This is a genomic window from Curtobacterium oceanosedimentum (genome assembly GCF_020297365.1).
In the GTDB taxonomy this organism is placed as follows: domain Bacteria; phylum Actinomycetota; class Actinomycetes; order Actinomycetales; family Microbacteriaceae; genus Curtobacterium.
Window position 1 is genome coordinate 1 of the sequence record NZ_JAIXIG010000044.1, and the last position, 17,142, is coordinate 17,142.

General features: G+C 69.7%; 18 protein-coding genes. 9 read left to right on the forward strand and 9 right to left on the reverse strand.

What is annotated here, in order from left to right:
* Positions 1-381: 381 nt before the first annotated feature.
* The 3 genes from LEL83_RS15040 to LEL83_RS15050 all read left to right on the forward strand — a co-directional run bounded on the left by LEL83_RS15040 (position 382) and on the right by LEL83_RS15050 (position 3,225).
* A complete protein-coding gene (locus LEL83_RS15040) occupies positions 382-1,260 on the forward strand; it encodes a hypothetical protein (RefSeq protein ID WP_225559420.1) in 879 nt (292 codons plus the stop codon).
* A 337-nt stretch (positions 1,261-1,597) separates the two neighbouring features.
* Positions 1,598-2,743 carry an ImmA/IrrE family metallo-endopeptidase gene (locus tag LEL83_RS15045; protein ID WP_225559421.1) on the forward strand — a complete coding sequence of 382 codons (1,146 nt, stop codon included), beginning with the start codon at positions 1,598-1,600 and terminating at the stop codon, positions 2,741-2,743.
* Positions 2,743-3,225 carry a DUF4411 family protein gene (locus LEL83_RS15050; RefSeq protein ID WP_225559437.1) on the forward strand — a complete coding sequence of 161 codons (483 nt, stop codon included), beginning with the start codon at positions 2,743-2,745 and terminating at the stop codon, positions 3,223-3,225. The genes LEL83_RS15045 and LEL83_RS15050 overlap by 1 nt, the downstream gene beginning before the upstream one ends.
* 98 nt (positions 3,226-3,323) lie before the next feature.
* Here LEL83_RS15050 and LEL83_RS15055 read toward each other — a convergent pair whose 3' ends face one another.
* Positions 3,324-3,959 (reverse strand): flavin reductase family protein, encoded by a 636-nt coding sequence (locus LEL83_RS15055; RefSeq protein ID WP_225559422.1) that lies wholly within the window; start codon positions 3,957-3,959, stop codon positions 3,324-3,326.
* 148 nt (positions 3,960-4,107) lie between these two features.
* Between LEL83_RS15055 and LEL83_RS15060 the strand changes: the two genes are divergently transcribed.
* From LEL83_RS15060 to LEL83_RS15070, 3 genes are all read left to right on the forward strand, one after another.
* A complete protein-coding gene (locus LEL83_RS15060) occupies positions 4,108-4,299 on the forward strand; it encodes a hypothetical protein (RefSeq protein ID WP_225559423.1) in 192 nt (63 codons plus the stop codon).
* A 148-nt stretch (positions 4,300-4,447) separates the two neighbouring features.
* A complete protein-coding gene (locus LEL83_RS15065; protein ID WP_225559424.1) occupies positions 4,448-4,603 on the forward strand; it encodes a hypothetical protein in 156 nt (51 codons plus the stop codon).
* A 601-nt stretch (positions 4,604-5,204) separates the two neighbouring features.
* Positions 5,205-5,405 (forward strand): hypothetical protein, encoded by a 201-nt coding sequence (locus tag LEL83_RS15070; protein ID WP_225559425.1) that lies wholly within the window; start codon positions 5,205-5,207, stop codon positions 5,403-5,405.
* A gap of 391 nt (positions 5,406-5,796) precedes the next feature.
* Here the strand turns inward: LEL83_RS15070 and LEL83_RS15075 are convergent, their stop codons facing one another.
* A complete protein-coding gene (locus tag LEL83_RS15075) occupies positions 5,797-5,982 on the reverse strand; it encodes a hypothetical protein (RefSeq protein WP_225559426.1) in 186 nt (61 codons plus the stop codon).
* Between the two features lie 231 nt (positions 5,983-6,213).
* Here LEL83_RS15075 and LEL83_RS15080 point away from each other — a divergent pair, with 231 nt between their 5' ends.
* Entirely contained in the window at positions 6,214-6,867 is a 654-nt protein-coding gene (locus LEL83_RS15080) for an HAD family hydrolase (RefSeq protein ID WP_225559427.1), read from the forward strand.
* Between the two features lie 78 nt (positions 6,868-6,945).
* Here LEL83_RS15080 and LEL83_RS15085 read toward each other — a convergent pair whose 3' ends face one another.
* Positions 6,946-7,095 (reverse strand): hypothetical protein, encoded by a 150-nt coding sequence (locus LEL83_RS15085; RefSeq protein WP_225559428.1) that lies wholly within the window; start codon positions 7,093-7,095, stop codon positions 6,946-6,948.
* 243 nt (positions 7,096-7,338) lie between these two features.
* Between LEL83_RS15085 and LEL83_RS15090 the strand changes: the two genes are divergently transcribed.
* Positions 7,339-7,845, forward strand: coding sequence for a hypothetical protein (locus tag LEL83_RS15090; RefSeq protein WP_225559429.1), 507 nt, complete (start codon positions 7,339-7,341; stop codon positions 7,843-7,845).
* A gap of 66 nt (positions 7,846-7,911) precedes the next feature.
* Here the strand turns inward: LEL83_RS15090 and LEL83_RS15095 are convergent, their stop codons facing one another.
* Entirely contained in the window at positions 7,912-9,039 is a 1,128-nt protein-coding gene (locus tag LEL83_RS15095) for a substrate-binding domain-containing protein (RefSeq protein WP_225559430.1), read from the reverse strand.
* 105 nt (positions 9,040-9,144) lie between these two features.
* Here LEL83_RS15095 and LEL83_RS15100 point away from each other — a divergent pair, with 105 nt between their 5' ends.
* Complete coding sequence (locus tag LEL83_RS15100; protein ID WP_225559431.1) at positions 9,145-10,452, forward strand: MFS transporter; 1,308 nt, start codon at positions 9,145-9,147, stop codon at positions 10,450-10,452.
* Positions 10,453-10,464: 12 nt separating this feature from the next.
* On the opposite strand, the gene LEL83_RS16345 is transcribed toward LEL83_RS15100, so the two are convergent.
* From LEL83_RS16345 to LEL83_RS15125, 5 genes are all read right to left on the reverse strand, one after another.
* Positions 10,465-12,042: a helix-turn-helix domain-containing protein gene (locus LEL83_RS16345; protein WP_225559432.1), complete on the reverse strand. Its 1,578-nt coding sequence runs from the start codon at positions 12,040-12,042 to the stop codon at positions 10,465-10,467.
* Positions 12,039-13,133, reverse strand: a complete 1,095-nt coding sequence (locus LEL83_RS15110; RefSeq protein WP_225559433.1) for a DUF917 domain-containing protein — start codon at positions 13,131-13,133, stop codon at positions 12,039-12,041. Before LEL83_RS15110 ends, LEL83_RS16345 begins: the two co-directional genes overlap by 4 nt.
* Before the next feature lie 66 nt (positions 13,134-13,199).
* Positions 13,200-14,324 (reverse strand): S-methyl thiohydantoin desulfurase family protein, encoded by a 1,125-nt coding sequence (locus LEL83_RS15115; protein WP_225559434.1) that lies wholly within the window; start codon positions 14,322-14,324, stop codon positions 13,200-13,202.
* Complete coding sequence (locus LEL83_RS15120; protein WP_225559435.1) at positions 14,321-15,550, reverse strand: S-methyl thiohydantoin desulfurase family protein; 1,230 nt, start codon at positions 15,548-15,550, stop codon at positions 14,321-14,323. Before LEL83_RS15120 ends, LEL83_RS15115 begins: the two co-directional genes overlap by 4 nt.
* Positions 15,547-17,103 carry a hydantoinase/oxoprolinase N-terminal domain-containing protein gene (locus LEL83_RS15125; protein WP_225559436.1) on the reverse strand — a complete coding sequence of 519 codons (1,557 nt, stop codon included), beginning with the start codon at positions 17,101-17,103 and terminating at the stop codon, positions 15,547-15,549. The genes LEL83_RS15120 and LEL83_RS15125 overlap by 4 nt, the downstream gene beginning before the upstream one ends.
* Positions 17,104-17,142 lie beyond the last annotated feature (39 nt).

The following is a 17,142-nucleotide window of genomic DNA, read 5'->3' on the forward strand; positions in this document are numbered from 1 at the left end:
CCTGGTTGCGGTGGTGGGGCTCGGGGTGCGGCGGGGCTGACCGCTGCGCACATGGGTAGCGCTCGCGCGTTGCGACGTTTGACGTCCCCGTGATGAGAATCAATGCGGACGAGCTATTCGAGAATTCCCTGGTCAGAAGGCACGGGACGGCAGGGGAACTGAACCACCCGAGGAGAGGTCGCGGCGGACGACCGTCTTGCGGACACCTAGGCGGAAGGCTTCCTGCAGACAGGAGGGTAATCAAACAGCTGAAGGGCTCCTCACTTCACTGTCTTCGCGCCGAAGTCGTGCCAACAGGAAGTGTCACCAGTCGTCGTTACGCTCGGGTCGGAAGCTTCAGAAAAGCCTTCACCGCAACCGCACCCGTGGGGGAAGTTAGAAGTGACTTGGAACAACCTCGGCACGCTCAGTGCTCGCGAAGAGGCGGTGCTTGTGTGGTCGGCGATTTTGATCCTGGTCGTTCTCTCCAAACCGAGCTGGCGCCGAGCAGCCGTCCCCGCCGCTTTGGAAATCTTGCGCGCCATGCTTGTATGGCGAATCGTCGCGGTCTTCGGTCTCTTTTTTGTTTACATCGCCGGACTCGTCTGGCTGGGAAGCTGGACCTCCGCTTGGAACCCGTCGCTCACGAAAGACACGGTGCTCATCGTGGTAGGTGCGAGCCTGCCACTCCTCTCGAAGGGCATCGTCAGCATTGAGGACGGCGGAAAGCTCTTCAAGCACTTCATCCAGGAGACCGTCGGAGCGACCGCGGTAGTGGTGTATGTCGCCGGCCTCGCTTCATACGCGCTGTGGATCGAGCTTCTTCTCCTACCTGTGGCTGTCTTCGCGACAGCGCTCAACGCCTTTGCGAGTAGGAGAGAGGATGGGCGAGCGGCGTCGATGGTCTCCTCGTTCGTTTTAATCGTGCTCGGGATCGCCGCCATCGTTTGGTCAGTATCTAGCCTCCTTCGAGGGGCGTCAGGCCTCGAATTCGGGGCGGAGATGCGAAGCTTCACCCTTACCATTTGGCTTCCGCTGGGTACGCTGCCGTTCGTGTATGCGACGGGCTATCTCACTGCATACGGGCGAGTGCTCGCGCTCGTGCACGCAAGTAGCGGGATACGGGCAAGCTGGCAGGTGAGAATCGCGCTCCTGCTCGGGTTCAGGGGACGGCTTGGTGCGGTGAAAGGTTTCCATCCGTACACCAGCGGAGTGCGGGGCGACTCCTCCTTCCGCGAGGTGCTGCACGTAGCGATCGGTTCACCTCCCGCTCACCGTTGAGGGGGAGAGCACTAGTCGGTGTGCTCAGCGCTTGCCTGACCGGCGCCAGCGCCAGCGCCAGCGCCAGCGTCGGGCACTCACCGCGCTCCGCGAGACCGCCCCCGACTGTGCTGACTACATGCACTCCACTCGAGAGTCGTTCGGAAGTGGATCGTCCACCGGACAAGCTGTGGGTGCGACCTGGCGTGGCAGGCCGCGGTAGCCGCTTCGCCGTGGGGACCCCTGATCAAGGGGCAGGCCGTCCTTTGAAGAGTCGACTGCCGAGGGTTCCCGAAGTGGGATGAGCGCGGGCGCGGGGTGATCGATTAGGGTCAGGTGACCAGTCGAGGGGTGTGGGGTGAGCGTTCAAGTTCCGGTTCGTCCGGCGATGCTGCGATGGGCGCTGGATCGCTCTGGCATGCGGTCAGACAGTAAGCGCTTCGAGCGGTTCTCTCGCTGGGCCGATGGCCACGGAGCGCCGACGTTCCGACAGCTAGAAGAGTTCGCGACCGCCACGCACGCGCCGCTCGGATACCTCTTCCTCGAGGAGCCGCCGGTGGAGGAGGTTCCGATTCCGGACTTCCGCACTATCGGTGATACTGGCGTCTCCCAACCCAGCCCGGACTTGCTGGAGACAATTCATGCCGCACAGCTCCGTCAGGAGTGGTATCGCGGCTACAGCTTCGACCGCGGACTGGAGCCGTTGCCTTTCGTCGGTTCGGTTACGTCCGACTCGTCTGTTGTGGAGGTTGCTGCGACAATTCGGGACCGGCTCGGTTTCACCGTTGACCGGCGCCGGCAGTTCGGCGACGCTGAGAAGGCCTTGCGGCAGCTCATTGACGCCATCGAGGCTCTCGGGGTGCTGGTGATGGTGTCTGGCATCGTGGGCGCGAACACGCACCGTGCGTTGGATCCAAAGGAGTTCCGCGGATTCGCCTTGGCGGACCCCATGGCGTCGTTGGTGTTCGTGAATGGTGCGGACACGAAGGCCGCGCAGATTTTCACGCTCGTGCATGAGGTCGCGCATTTGTGGCTAGGGGAGAGTGCGCTCTCGGATGCGGCGATGGCAGAGGCGACGCAGAACGACCACGAGCGATGGGCGAACCAGATCGCGGCTGAAGTCCTGGTTCCGCTGCAGTCGCTGCGATTGGAGTACGCCGGCACCCCGTCTGAGCAGGAGGTTGCGCGCCTGGCAAAGCTGTATCGCGTGAGCACCCTGGTGGTGTTGCGCAGATTTTTTGACGCGAAGTTCCTTGGTTGGAGCGAGTACCGCACACGGTATGACGCGGAACTCGAGCGGATCATGGCGTACCTCGCGACCCGGAAGGGCAGCGGTGGGGATTACTACAACACGCAACCGTTGCGAATCAGCCAGCTCTTCGCTCGTGCAGTGATTGTGGACGCGATGGAGGGACGCACACTATATCGGGATGCCTTTTCGCTATTGGGGGCGGCGAAGCAGTCCACGTTTGAGGGCATGGCCAACAAGTTGGGGGTTGCGTGATGTACGTGCTGGACGCGAACATCTTCATTCAGTCGAACCAGGCTCACTATGGTTTGGACTTCGTTCCCGGATTTTGGGACTGGCTTGACCGCAGCTACGCCGCCGGATTATTGGTCAGTATCCAGCCGGTGCACATGGAGATCAATGCGCGAAAGGATGACCTCACTGCGTGGGCCGGAGCGAGGCCGGACCTGTTTTCGAAGATGGATGGGGCGTGCGCTCCGAGCCTCACGGCAGTCGCCCAATGGGCGGCACATGCGCACTACACGTCGGCGGCTGTCGCCGAGTTCCTTGCTGCCGCCGACTACCAGCTTGTCGCGTTCGCGCGTGCGCACGGCATGACTGTCGTCACGATGGAAAAATCCGAGCCGCTGCGCAAGAGCAAGGTCAAGATCCCCGAGGCATGCAACGCTCACGGAGTTCCGTGGGTGACGCCGTTCGCGATGTTGCGCAACGAGAAGGCCTCGTTCGTTCTGCCATGAACATGGTGCTGTTCGGTTCTCTCGTTCCGAACGGCAGGCACCCGTCCGATAGCCGATCGGCTATCGAGACGTGAACCTGAGGACGGCGATATCCCGGGTCAGCGGTACCACTCCTCGTCGATCGTGGCGAGTCTCGACGGCAGCAGCTCCCCGGCGAGGCCGTAGAAGCGCTGGAAGGCCATGATGAGCGGGCGCCACCGGTCCGGGTCGATGCGGTTCGTCGTCCCCGCTGCGCGGATGTCGTCGTGCACGTGGACGCGGGAGACCGCGGCTTCGAACAGGAAGGTCGCGTCATCACCCGGCTCCTGACCCGCAAGGGTGTGCGCGTCGACGACGCGTGCTTCGAGGTGCACCGGGCACTCGTCGATCCGCTCGGCGCGGACGGTGTCCCCGGGCCGCCCGTGCAGGCCGGCCGCCGCGAGCTTGTCCGGGACGTGCCGGTAGCCGACCCGTTCCTTCCCGACCGGGACGGGATCGCGCCCTGTGGTGAGGGCGAGGGCGTCCACCGCCGAGACCAGCGGGGCCGAGGGCAGGTTGATGACGCACTCTCCCGTCTCCAACAGGTTCCTCGCGGTCTGGGACCGGCCGCCCATGCCGAGGACGGCGGTGTGTCCGAGCCAGAACACCGACGACATCGGGGCGGTGTTCGTCACGCCTTCCGCGTCGATGGTGCTCAGGAGGACGACGGGGGTGCCGAAGTAGAGGATCGCGGGATCGATCTGGGTGTGCTGCACGGGCTGCTCTCTGTCGGGGCCCGCGCCGGTCGCGAGCACCGCTGAGTCTTGCGGTCCGTGTACGCGGTGGCTGGCGGGTTCCGGACGTCGCAGCCGGGCACCCCTGACGGTGGCTTTCCCGTCCCGTCGGCCCTGCCACGGTGGAACGGTGCGCATCCTCGTGGCCGGTGGTTCCGGTGTCCTCGCCCGATCGGTCGTCCCCCTGCTCCTCGCAGCGGGCGCGGCGCCGGACCTGCGGTACGGGGACACGGTCGTGCCGGGCGCGGCTGTGCACGCCGCGTTCATGGCCGCGCTCGACGGCAGCTTCGCGACCCTGGCGGACAGCAGCTCGCTCGGCTGATTGGCCCGCTCCTCGATTTCGTCGTCCGGTGGCCCATCGGCGATGGATGCGACCTGGCGAGGACGATTTGGCGCGGTCGCGTCGCGCCACCGTTGACCAGCCGGGGTCGACACTGGCTTTGCGGCGCACCTCGAGTACGTTCTGTCTCATGTCGATGAGTCCTGATCCCGCTGGTGGTGGCGGCTGGCTGCCAAAAAGTCAACGCGGTCGTCAGGTCTTCAAGTGGTGCGTTTGGGTCGGGGCGGCGGTCGTTGCAGTCATCATCGTCGTCATCGGCGTGCAGTTCGGCTGGAAACAGAGTTAGCGCCGATACCCTCCTGCTCGTCGCGGTCGGGCGGTAGCCGATCGGTGATCGAGCCGGCCGACCTGCCCCTGATGGAACCGCACTGAGGTCCGAACCACATGCCGGCAGTCGGACTGGACTGCCTGCGCCCGATTCACTTCTGTCGGACTTCGAGCGGTCTGTTCTGAGTCTGATCCACGCGGCGGCGAAGGAGGACTCGTCCTGAGCGTGTCCGTCCTACGGTTGCACAGCGCTGCACGTAACGCCAGCACATGGCAGGCTGCACCCGTGACCGAAGACTCTGGTAAGGGCAAGGACACAAAAGAGCTGCGCGCCATGGGATCTCTCGCTGCCTACGGCGGCGTCGCGATAGTGGCGTTTGCCGCCCTCGGGGCTCTGACAGACATCTCCGGCGTGGGCGGCATGGGCGTCGGCGCCGGGTGTGTCCTTTTCGGTGGCGGGAGAGCCCTCTGGCTCTGGAGAATGTCGCGCCGCGGTCCGCGCTAGTACTGCTGTTCGCGTTGGCGCTGCGGTCGGTCAGACGTGGCCCTCATAACCCGTCTCGTTAGCCGATTGACTAACGGACGGCCGACCGGCGGCGGCGGCGGCGTAGCTTCAGCTCATGCCAGATGACATCGATGCAAACCGTCGCACACCCGCGTGGCTCTGGGTCTTGTTCGCCTTCGGCCTTGCCGTGTTCGGGACGGGGTCCTTCCTTGCGAGGGTCGAGGGCCATCTGTACGGCGTCCTCATCTTGGCCGTTGGGTTGGCGATCGTCCTGACCTTTGTCGTTCTCCGGGGCCGCCACGCCAGCAAGCGGTAGTAGGACCAGCCCCGGAGAACGACGGGGCAGCCGTCTCAATAGCCGATCGGCTATCGGACGCGCTGGTTCTGCTGCGCACGGCGCTCCCGTTCCTGCTGTCGGGCGACGCGCGGCCCCAGCGCAATAAGGATTGTCCCGGCAAGAGCGATGGCGACGGTCGCAGCGAGCAGTGGTGGCCAAGGCATGAAGTCCGTGACTGCCGCCATGACCGTCAGAACCATCAAGGCCGCCGTGAGCGGGCCGACGGTCCACGCCATCCAGATTCGGTACCGACGCATCATTGCCCCATGGTGCTCTCGCTTCTCGGAGAGGGATCACTCACCGAACACCAGGGTGGTCGAACCCGACTGGCGCTTCTCGCTCGTCCTGTGCCGACAACGGCGCAGTAGCGCTACCGGCGTGAGCGGACCAATAGCGCCACCCCCACCACGATCTCCACCACGCCGACCGGCACGAGGATCTGCGGGATCAACGTCGCTTGCGAGCGTGGGTAGAGGAAGAACAGCAAGCCGAAGACGACGACGAACAGGCACCCACCAGCGATCCAGACGAGGCCTTGAGTTCTAGATCGACGCATGAATTGAACCTAGTCGGGGCGGCGAGCTGGTGGCAGTCCGTCGATCGTCTCGATAGCTGATCGGCATCGGCATCTGGAGCTGCCGCGGTTCGGTTGCTTCAATGCGCGCTCGAGGTCTTTTATGGGACGCACCCGCCATCGCCACAGGAGCCGGCTCCTGCTCAAGCATGTCCGGTAGCCGATCGGCTATCGGGACAGCGGAAGCGGTGTGCACTTGACTACGATCCGAGCATGAGTGCGCGGGGGATCGTCTTCTTCGATATCGATGGCACGCTGGTTCCGTCCATGTCGAGCAGCAGCTTCCTGGCCAGGCGCTTCGGACATGCACGTGCGCTCGACGACGCTGAGCAGCGGTACGCCGAGGGCGAGCTGACGAACGAGGAAGTCAGCGTCATCGACGCCGAGGGATGGCGCGGAACTCCGACGCGGACCGTGGCCGCTTGGCTCGAGGAGCTTCCGCTGATCGCCGGGATCGACGATGCCGTTGCCTGGTGCGTCGAGCAAGATGTCGAGCCGGTCCTCGCGTCTCTGGCGTGGCAGCCCGTTGCGGAAGCGATCGCGAAACGTCACGGGCTCACCGCGAACGGCGGCCCGCGAGTTCACGTCGTCGGGACCGATTACGACGGCACCGTGGCGGAGCACTTCAACGAGTACGACAAGCGAGACCGCGCCGTCGAGTTCGCGGCGGGGCACGGTGTCTCGATCGATCACTGCTGTGCCATCGGAGATAGTCGGTCAGACCTTCCCCTGTTCGATGCCCTGCCGGCATCGCTCGCTCTGAACGCTGGCGCCGCGGCTCGGGCGGCCGCGTCCGCTTCTGTTGACACAGACGACCTGCGCGACGTCATCCCCTGGCTCGAGGCGTGGAAGGCCACCCTCCACTGACCCCGGGTGTTCTCCGGTGCAGACGACCGGTAGCCGATCGGCTACCGGACGTCGCAGCAACGCTTTCCGTGCGGCCCGTCAGCGCTTGCGACGAAGGAACGAGACGACGGCCACACCGACGATCGCGACTGCAAGGACGATGACCAACCAAGGCGGGATCGAGTTCCCATCGTTCGGGTTCACCACCGCGACGACAGTCGGGGGGACCTCTGCAAGCAGCGCACTCATCGGGCGAATCTATCTACGCCTGCTGGCTACCAGCTATAGCCTCGCCCGGTGGCGCATCGGCTACCGGACACTCACCTGCGGCCCCTCATCCGGTGGTGACGAACCGCTGCCCAGATAGCGAAACCGAGCAACGCGGCGCCGAGGACCACGAAGAACACGTTCCATGCCCAGCCCGGCAGAGGGATCCCCCTCCCGAATGACCACTGCGACAGCTCAGAGGGAGTCTGCGTGGTCCAACGAACGATGGCGAAGAGGATCGACAGGGTGCCGGCAAGGAAAAATGTGGCTATTGCCCATGCCTTCGGCTTCGCATCAACCTCGGTCACGGTGGAGACAGTACCTTGCGCCTCCACCGGCCATGTCGGGTCCGTGGAGCGATCGGTTGACGAGACGCTGCCGAGTGAGCAGAGTTCGCTGAAAAGTCGGCGAAGCTCCAGATCGTCGACGTGCGACGCGGCGAGGTCGAGAATCGGAGTCGAGACACCTCCGCCGGCTGAGCTCGTATGGATCGGGTTCACCGAAGCCCAGCATGACCTCCTTGAAACGCTGCACACCATCGGTAACAACGGGTGGGATCGCAACGGACAGACCGACGAGATGATGCCGAGGCTGCTCGACCGCGCTGCCGCCGAAGACCTCTCGATTGCCCGCATCAAGGAAGCGATGTTGGCAGTCGGTCATACCCGGAACGCGCTGCACCAGCTCGACCGCTGGGAGTCCAAGCGCACCACAGGCAGATTCGGACGATGAAGGCGCACACGGAACCGGTTCGCCGTGCGACAGGTACTCGACCTGGCGAACTCTGACGACGTGGGATCAGCGCGAAGCCGGCGGCGGCCCCGTCGTGTCCCCCACCCGCAACTCCGACGTGAACGACGCCGGCTGCGGCTCCGCCCCCTCGAGCATGGCCAGGGCGGCACGGGCGGCCGCCTGACCCTTCTGCACGAACGGCTGCACCAGGGTGGTCAGGTGCCGGATCGGGGTGCGGTGGAGCAGGCTGTCGTCCACCGTGATCCCGTCGAACCCGACGACACTGACGTCCTCCGGGACACGGAGCCCGGCGTCGAGCGCGGCCGAGATCACCCCGACGGCGATCAGGTCACTCTGCGCGACGACGGCGGTGGGGCGGGGGCCGTCCGCCGCGAACAAGGCGGTCCCGGCCAGACGCCCCTCTTCCACCGAACTCCCGGCGGTCTCGATGGCGATCGCAGCGGGGTAGACCTCCCGCACACCACGCAGCCGTTCGAGCGTCGTGAACGCGATGCCCGAGCCGAAGCGGTCGTCATCGATCGGCCCGCGGCGACGCGCGGCATCGAGGGGCAGGGTCACGACGGTCACGTCCCGGTGCCCGAGCCCCTGCAGGTACTCCGCAGCACGGCGTGAGGCATCCCGGTTGTCGAGCTGGACGGGCACGGCGCCCTCGATCTCGTCCGCCTCGATCGCGACGACGGGGATCTGCCGACGGCGCAGCACCGCGACGGCGGGGTCGATCCGGACGTTGCACCCGACGAGCACGACGGCGTCCATCGGGGCGTCGACCAGCGGGCCGGCGCCCTGCTCGTCGTCGAGCGGACTCCGCACGAGCAGCAGCGAAGCACCGGCGGCACCCGCGACCTCGGCGATGCCGTCGAGCGTCAGGACGTTGACCGGGTCGCGGAAGGCATCGCTCAGGCGCTCGTCCATCACGACACCGATGACGCCGGAGCGACCACGGCGCAGGGAACGCGCACGGGGATCAGGGCCGCCGTACCCGAGGTCGGCGGCGGCGGCGAGGACGCGAGCCTTGGCGTCCTCGGACACCGGGCCCAGGCCGCTGAACGCGAGGGACGCCGTGGAGGGCGCGACCCCGGCGGCACGGGCGACCGCGGCGAGCGTCGGGCGCGGACGACGAGCAGCGCCGTCGCCGGGGAGCGACGCGCCGCGCCCTGTTGCCGGTTCGTCCATCGCCCGTTAGCGTAGCCGGAACGAGCGGTCGAATCGATTCGACCAACGCAACACCGGCACCAGAACGCGCACCACCGCCCGCGCCGCAGCACGATGGGAACCACCATGACGACGCCGTCCACCCGCACCGTCCCGACCACCAGGGCCTGGATCATCGCGGTGTTCGTCGTGTTCACCCTGTCCGGGCTCGACATCGCGACCTGGCTCGGCCGGATTCCGAGCGTGCGGGACTCCCTCGGGGCGAGCACGTTCGAGATGGGCATCCTGGTGCTCGGCATGGCGGTCGGCTCGATCGGTGGCCTGACGTTCGCCGGACACATCGTCGCGAAGCTCGGTGCTCGTCGGGGCGTGCAGGTGGCTGCGGCGTGCCTGGCGCTCGGCATGGTCTTCGCCGGGGTCGCGGTGACGCTCGGGTGGGGCTTCGCCGCCATCTGGATCGCGCTCATCGCGTTCGGCTTCGGCAACGGTCTGTGCGACGTGTCGATGAACGTCTCCGGCGCCGCGGCAGAGAAAGCCGGCGGGCGCACGATCATGCCGCTGTTCCACGCCGCGTTCAGCCTCGGCACGCTCGCCGGCGCGGGCCTCGGCGCCCTGGCCGAGCGGTTCGAGATCCCGGTGTCGTGGCACTTCATCGTGCTCGTCGTCATCACGAGCGCGGTCATGCTCGTCGCGGTCACGAAGTTCCAGGACGAGCACCGCTTCGAGCAGCCGGTGTCGACGGACACCAGCCCGGTCGCGACGCCGCTCACCCGCTGGCAGGTCTGGGCACAGCCCTCCACGCTGCTCATCGGCGTGATCGTGCTCGGCATGGCGTTGGCCGAAGGATCCGCGAACGACTGGCTGCCACTCGCGATGATCGACGGACACGGGCTCGACAACGCCGGCGGCGCTGCCGTGCTGACGGTGTTCCTCGCCGCGATGACGGCAGGGCGCGTCGCGGGCAGCCCCCTCATCGACAAGTTCGGCCGCGTGCCGATCCTGCGCATCAGCGCCATCGTCGCGGTGGTCGGCCTCGGCATGCTCATCTTCATCGACAACGTGCCGCTCGCGATCGTCGGCGTCGTGCTCTGGGGCCTCGGTGCCAGCCTCGGCTTCCCGATGGGCATGTCCGCCGCGGCCGACGACCCCCGCACCGCGGCCGCCAAGGTCAGTGCCGTCGCGACGATCGGCTACGTGGCGTTCCTGGCCGGGCCGCCGCTGATCGGGTTCCTCGGCGAGGAGATCGGCCTGCTCGGGGCGTTGCTCATCGTCTTCGTGTTCATCATCGCAGCCGGGCTGGCCTCGGGTGCGGCGCGCGAGACCGGCGCCGCAGCCCGGCCCGCCCGCGGGGCCGCCAAGACGAGCGGGACAACGAAGCGTGAGACCGAGAAGGCCAGCCAGACCGACAAGACGAGCGAGACCAGCCGCAGCTGACGCACCCCGCGCTCAGTCCCCCTCCCCCGCCCGCGCCCGCGTCGCCAGGTGCAGCGCGAGCCGGGTCTCCGGGTCGGACAGGTCCACGCCGAGCACCCGCTCCACCCGCGCGATCCGGTCGGCCACGGTGTTCCGGTGCACCCCGAGCACGGCGGCGGTCTCGGCGATCGACGACTCGGCGTCCAGGTAGGCGGCGAGCGTCGCCAGCAGCGCCCCGCCGCCGCGTTCGAGCGGCGCGAGCAACTGCCGCGAGGCCGGCAGGAACGTGTCCGTCTGCGTCCACGCGAGCAGCAGCTGGGCGAGCCCGAGCCGGTCGACGTGCACGAAGTGCCCCGACTCCGGGCGGCTGGCCGCCAGGCGGGCGGCGTCGCCCGCCTCGCCGAGCGTCCGGACCAGCCCGGCAGGGCCGGCCTGCAGACTGCCGACACCCACGTTGGTCTCCACGGTGGAGCGGAGTGCGTTCTGCGCGCGCCGAAGCCGACCCGCGGTGTCGGCCACCGCCTCCCGGCCGGGTTCGTCGGGTTCCGACACCCACAGCACCCAGCCGTCCGCCTGCTCGACGACGACCGCGTCGAGTCCCTCGGCGCGCACGGCGGCGTCGACCTGCTGGCGGAGCGCGACCAGGTCGACGCCCTGCCGCGCGACCACGCGCGCGCCGACGTGCCAGGCGTCGAGCCGCCACCCGGCGGCGATGGTGCGTTGCACGAGCTGCGGGGCCGGGGCCCCGTCGGCGGCGCGGAGCTCGTCGAGCATCGCCATCCGGTAGCGGGCGTCGCGCTCGTCGTCGAGGCGGGTGAGCAGCAGCCGGTGCCCGACGGCGACGGCGGCCACCCGGAGCGCACTCGCGACGACCTGCTGCTCGGCCGCGATCGGGGCCGGCAGTCCGACGGCCAACCAGGCGCGCGGCCCGATGCCGGTGCCGACCGGGATCGCGACGAGCGTCTCGCTCGCGCCCTCGGCGGTCAGCACGTCGCTCGTGCCGGCGTGACGGACGAGCACGGCGCGGGCGGCGTCGTCGACGGCGCCGCCGCGGAGTGCCATGCCCGAGGCGTCGAGGAACCGGACGGGGTGCCCGAGCTCCCGGTCGAGCCGGGCGAACAGGTCGTCGAGCTCGGGGCCGGCGTCGAGCGCCACCCGTGACGCGGCGAGCGCCGCCCGGGCTGCGGGGGCCATCCCGGTGCCGATGAGTTCGTGCAGGCGGACCGAGGTCGCCCAGGGGTCCGGAGTGGCGAGCACCGCCAGGCCCAGCCGCTCGGCGAGCGAGACGGTGCCCGGGCCGAGTTCGAGCACGTCGTCGACGACCAGGGTGCTGACCCCGGCGGCCGAGGCACGGCGGAGCAGCACGTCGAACCGGGCGTCGGCCCGTTCGACCGGCGACAGGAGCACGACGACGTCGTCGCCGTCGCGCAGCGAGCGGCCGACCTCGTCGGGTGCCCCCACGACCCCGCGCACCCCGTGGACCGATGCACTGCCGGCCCCCGAGCCGGGCTCCGCACCCGCACCGGGTCCGACATAGAGGTCCGCACCGGGGTCGACCAGCAGGCGGGTGCCGGACGGCAGCAGCGGCAGCAGGTCGCCGAGCGCGGTCACGGGACCAGCTCCGCTGACGGCTCCGGCACCACGTCGGCGTCGATGCCGAACGCCCGGGGCGCCACCGCCTCGGTGCGGGCGGGGTCCGCCCACCACCACGGCGCCGACGGCAGCACGAGCACCGCGAGTTCGTTGCCGACCCGGGTGCGGTCCGTCGCCACCGGCGCGAGCGACCGCGCGTCGACGACGGTGATCACGCTCGGCGTGCTGGCGACCGGCAGACCGTCCACCAGGCAGTGCACGTACTCGCTGCCCGCCTCGACCCGGGCGATCGCCCCGCTCCCCGCGTCGCGGATCGCGATGCTGCTGCGCACGAACGCCAGGGCGTCCCCCTCGCGGTGCACGTCGACGACCCGACCCTGGGCGACGACCCGGCCGCCGGTGCGGGCGGCGAGGTCGGCGGCGTCCCGCGCCTCGGCCACCGCGCGTCCGACGTGCAGGGCGCGCTGCACGCTGCCGACGACGGCCCGCTCGCGCAGCAGCGCGACCGGGACCGGTCCGATCGCGAACGCCGCCCAGCCGCCGCTGTGCGACACCGCCTCGCGCCACACGGTCTCCAGGTCGAGCGGCTGCTGCGCGTCGACCACGATCCGCAGGCCGCTCGTGGTCGCCGCGGCGGCCGTGACGGTGGTGACGGGACCGATGAACACCGACAGCTGGTCGATGCGCGGGACGGCACGGCCGACCAGGTCGGCGTCGACGAGCGGCAGTCCGGCCGCGTGGGCGGTGAGCGCTGCGGCCGGTCCGGTGACCCCGCCGATCTGCGCGGCGACGACGGCGTCCGCACGGCGGCCGGTCCACCGTTCCACCGCGGCGAGCGCCGCGGGCAGCTCGTCACCGCTCGGCATCTTCTCCTCGAGCACGGTCGTCGACCCCACCAGGCCGACGGCGGTCACGGACTCCAACCCCGGGTCGTCGAGGTCGACGACGGGCACGCTGCGGTCGCCCAGGGCGAGCCGGAGCGCGCTGACCATGTGGTCGACCCGTCCGCCACCGCCGCAGCCGAGCAGCGCGGTGCCGCGTCCGAACACGGCCGCGTCGTCGGCCTGGAGGCCCGTCACACCGCCGCCACGTCGGTCGCCCTGGTCCATGGGTCCATTCTGGTGCCGCGACCGGCAGCCGGGCCGGCGCGCGGCCGACCCGGAGCCGGTCGTCGCTCAGCCGACCGTCGCGACGAGCGGGCGCACGTGCTCGTGCAGGTCCTCGACCGGGACGAACGTGTCGTCGAGGCCGAAGCACGACGGGCCGAACACGTCGAGTGCCTCGGGCGTCCGCATGAGGTCGGGCGTCGAGACCCCGACGACCCGGACGCGTTGGCCGAAGCGCAGCCGCTCGGTGGTGATCGGCTCGGCGGTCTCGGCGTCGAGCACGCAGATCAGGTCCGGGACGACGGCGACGAGTCGGCCGTCCCGGTGCGCGACGAGGTTCTCGTTCTGGAACCGGATCTCGAGCTCGGAGCCGTCCGCGCCCTGCACGGTGGCCCGGCCCCGGGCGAAGCCGTCGACCGTGCGGCGCTCGACGTCGACGACCTTGCCGTCGAACAGCTCGCGCAGGTGCGTGTAGATCGTCGCGCCGAAGGCCTCGGCCAGGGCGTCGACGGGGTCGCGGTTCGTCTCGCGGGCGACCCGGATCGCCCGTCCCACCGAGAGCGCCAGGGACAGGGTGCGCGGCACCGCGGTCTCGCGCACCTGGCGGCCGGACATCGCGTACTCGGCGATGTACGCGACGCCGCCGAGTCGGATGGTGACCCCGCGGGCGAGCCACTCCATCTGCTTGTTGTCCGTGCCGGTCTCGATGATGACGCCGTGGCCGTTCTCGTCGCTGATCGCCAGCGGGCTGCCCGGGACCCCGTAGACCGAGAACGTCTCCATCTGCAGCTCGGGGAACGCCCGGCCCATGCCGTCCGCGTCGACCACGGGCAGGCCACCGGTGGCGCCGACGAGCAGCGGGATCATCGAGTTGATGCCGCCGCACTCGATCGGCATGGTCGCCGTGGCGGTCCGGCCGAGGTGGGCCTCGAGTCGGCGGAGGGCGCCGAGGGGTTCCGGGCCGGCCGGGATGCGTTCGAGCACCACGGTGGGGGCACCCATCTGCGCGGTCGGGATCACGAGGGCGTCGTCGGGCACCTCGGACGGGTCGAGGATCGTGATCGGCCCGTGCTGTTCGATGGCGGCACGCACCAGGAGCATCCCGATGGTCGGGTCGCCCCCGCCACCGGTGCCGAGCAGGGCGGCGCCGCGGGCCAGGTCGGGCAGGTCGTCGACGTCCAGGGTCCAGCTCATCGGTCTTCCTCCGTGCTCATTCCGCTCGTGCTCGTCACGCCCGTGCTCGTCTCGCCGGGGCTCGTGGTGCCGTCGTGGCGGACGGCGGGGGTGTCGTAGCCGAAGTACCGCGGGCCGGCCAGGCGCAGGCCGTCCGGGGAGTGCCAGCGCTCGTCGGCCGGGGCCGTGATGATCCGGATGCGGGCGCCGAACCGCAGGGCCTCGGTGGTGATCGGCTCGCCGGTCTCGGCGTCCAACGTGATGATGAGGTCGGGAGCCGTGGTGCGGACCTCGCCGGCCACCTCGACCAGCAGGTGCTCGTTCTGGAACCGGAGCAGTGCCTCCCGGCCGGTGTCGCTGCCGGAACCGGCGATACGGGCGGTGCCGCGCGCGAACCCGGTGACGGTCTTCCGCTCGATGTCGGCGACCTTGCCCTCGAAGACGACCGAGCCGCCGAGCTCCTCGGTGACCGCCGTGACGGGGTCGGCGTTCTCCTCGCGCGCCCGCACCAGGGTCTCGCCGAGCCGGACGCTCAGCGACAGGCTGCCGCGCACGAAGGACTCCTTCACCTGGGCACCGGACATGGCGTACTGCGCGGTGATCGCGGAGCAGCCCATCTCGACCGTCGCGGTGCGCGCGAGCCGCTCCGCCCACCGGTTGTCCACCGTGTCGAAGACGGCGGTGTTGCCCTTCTCGTCGGCGAGCGCCATCGGGGTCGCGCTGACGCCCGACAGCGTCGGCAGCACCATCTGCACCTCGGGGAAGGCGCGGCCCATGCCGTCGCCGTCGACGAGCGGCAGACCGAGCTCGGCCGCGGCGACGATCGGGGTCGTCGAGTTGACGCCACCGACCTCGATGCAGGCCAGGTGGGTCGGGGTCACGCCGAGGAAGGCGGCCAGGCTGCGGATCGCCTGGGCGAACTGCGCTGCGGACGGCAGCTTCTCGACCATCACGGTCGGGGCACCGATCATCGCGACCGACAGCACCACGGCGTCGTCGGGCAGGTCCTCGACCTGGACGATCTCGACCGGGCCGTGAGCGCGGACGGCGGCCTCGGCGAGCAGGCGGCCGATGTAGGGGTCACCGCCGCCGCCGGTGCCGAGGATCGCGGCGCCCCGGGCGAGGGCGGAGCAGTCGGTGCCGATGGCGGTGAGGGTCGCGGCGGAGCCGGGCGTTGCTCGTGTGACGGCGTCGCCGGGCGCTGCCTGCGTGGCGGTGGCGCTGGCTGTTGCTTGCGTGACGCTCATCGGACCAGCGCTCCGAGCGCTAGGTCGCCGACGGCCTTGGCGCGGATGCGGGTGGCGTTGCCCGGCAGGTACGGGATCGGGACCTCGTCGAAGTCCACGATGTCCACCGATCCGGGGTCGGCACCGGCCGCGATCGCGCGGTCGACTGCCTCCTGCCGGGCTTCGTCGACCACGGCGGACCGGCGGCCGTCGCTGATCGCGTAGACCTTGTCGACCTCCCCGCTGACCTGGGCGATCGCGGCACCGATGGCGTTGGCGACCGAGTAGTGCTCGGGGCGGTGCACGGTGCCGAGCCCGGGCAGGGTGTCCGGCAGCAGCACCGAGCCGCCGCCGACCGCCACGACCGGCAGCGGCGCCGACGAGGTGCGCATGCGCTCCACGATGTCGGCGACGCGCTCCGCGATGACGTCGAGGGCGCGCGCGGCGACGTCGGCGGGCACCCCGTCGACCAGCGACGGGTCGCCGATCGCACCGCGGCCGCCGCGGACGGCGACGTCGGTGGCGGTCAGGGTCGAGCCGCCGAAGACCAGGCCCTCCTCGGTCAGCCGGTAGCCGACGGAGTCCGGGCCGACCACGCTGCCGTCCTCGCGGATGCGCGAGCCGCCGCCGATGCCGACCGACAGCACGTCGGGCATGCGGAAGTTCGTGCGGATGCCGGCGACGGCGACCTCGCCGGTGGCCTCGCGCGGGAAGCCCGCGGTCAGGACGCCGACGTCGCTCGTGGTGCCGCCGACGTCGACGACCGCGCAGGTGTCGAAGCCCGACAGCACGGCGGCGCCGCGCATCGAGTTCGTCGGGCCCGAGGCGAACGTCGCCACCGGGTAGCGGCGGGCGTACTCGACGTCCATCAGGGTGCCGTCGTTCTGGCTGAGGAACAGGGGTGCGTCGATGCCGCTGCCCGTGACCGACCCGGACAGGCCGTCGACGATGCGGTCGGCGAGTTCGCGCAGTGCCGCGTTGATGATGGTCGCGTTCTCGCGCTCGAGCAGGCCGATGCGCCCGATCTCCGACGACAACGAGAACGCCACGTCCGGCCCGAGCTCGGCGGCCATGATCTCCTGCGCGCGCTGCTCGAACTCGTCGTTGATCGGCGAGAACACCGACGAGATCGCCACCGAGCGGATGCCGGCGGCGGCGATGGCACCCGCGTGCCGCTTGAGCTCCTCGGGGTCGAGCTCCGAGATGACGCGGCCGTCGAACTCGTGGCCGCCGTGCGCCAGGAACGGCTGAGCGTTCACGGCCGACACCAGGTGGCCGGGCCAGTCGGTGAACGGCGGCAGGGACGCGGTCGCGGGCAGGCCCAGTCGCACCGCCGCGGTCGGGGCGAGGCCGCGGGCCTCGATGAGCGCGTTGATGAAGTGGGTGGTGCCGATCATCACGCCGTCGATGTCGGTCGTGCCGAAGGCGTGCTGCTCGCGCAGGCCCTCGAGCGCGGCGACGATGCCCGAGGTCACGTCCGGGGTGGTGGACCGCTTGACCGCTGCACGGACGGTGCTGCCGTCCATCAGGACGGCGTCCGTGTTGGTGCCGCCGACGTCGATGCCGATGCGCATGGGTGGTTCCCTTCGGTGGTGCTGTGGAGCGGGGTGCGG

Excerpts from the sequence above, each read along its gene's own strand:
- LEL83_RS15120 (WP_225559435.1), bottom strand. The coding sequence starts at position 15,550 with ATGAGCGTCACGCAAGCAACAGCCAGCGCCACCGCCACGCAGGCAGCG.
- LEL83_RS15115 (WP_225559434.1), bottom strand. The coding sequence starts at position 14,324 with ATGAGCTGGACCCTGGACGTCGACGACCTGCCCGACCTGGCCCGCGGC.
- LEL83_RS15125 (WP_225559436.1), bottom strand. The coding sequence starts at position 17,103 with ATGCGCATCGGCATCGACGTCGGCGGCACCAACACGGACGCCGTCCTG.
- LEL83_RS15090 (WP_225559429.1), top strand. The coding sequence starts at position 7,339 with ATGGCGAAGAGGATCGACAGGGTGCCGGCAAGGAAAAATGTGGCTATT.
- LEL83_RS15065 (WP_225559424.1), top strand. The coding sequence starts at position 4,448 with ATGTCGATGAGTCCTGATCCCGCTGGTGGTGGCGGCTGGCTGCCAAAA.
- LEL83_RS15070 (WP_225559425.1), top strand. The coding sequence starts at position 5,205 with ATGCCAGATGACATCGATGCAAACCGTCGCACACCCGCGTGGCTCTGG.
- LEL83_RS15110 (WP_225559433.1), bottom strand. The coding sequence starts at position 13,133 with ATGGACCAGGGCGACCGACGTGGCGGCGGTGTGACGGGCCTCCAGGCC.
- LEL83_RS15100 (WP_225559431.1), top strand. The coding sequence starts at position 9,145 with ATGACGACGCCGTCCACCCGCACCGTCCCGACCACCAGGGCCTGGATC.
- LEL83_RS15085 (WP_225559428.1), bottom strand. The coding sequence starts at position 7,095 with ATGAGTGCGCTGCTTGCAGAGGTCCCCCCGACTGTCGTCGCGGTGGTG.
- LEL83_RS15075 (WP_225559426.1), bottom strand. The coding sequence starts at position 5,982 with ATGCGTCGATCTAGAACTCAAGGCCTCGTCTGGATCGCTGGTGGGTGC.
- LEL83_RS15095 (WP_225559430.1), bottom strand. The coding sequence starts at position 9,039 with ATGGACGAACCGGCAACAGGGCGCGGCGCGTCGCTCCCCGGCGACGGC.
- LEL83_RS15080 (WP_225559427.1), top strand. The coding sequence starts at position 6,214 with ATGAGTGCGCGGGGGATCGTCTTCTTCGATATCGATGGCACGCTGGTT.
- LEL83_RS15050 (WP_225559437.1), top strand. The coding sequence starts at position 2,743 with ATGTACGTGCTGGACGCGAACATCTTCATTCAGTCGAACCAGGCTCAC.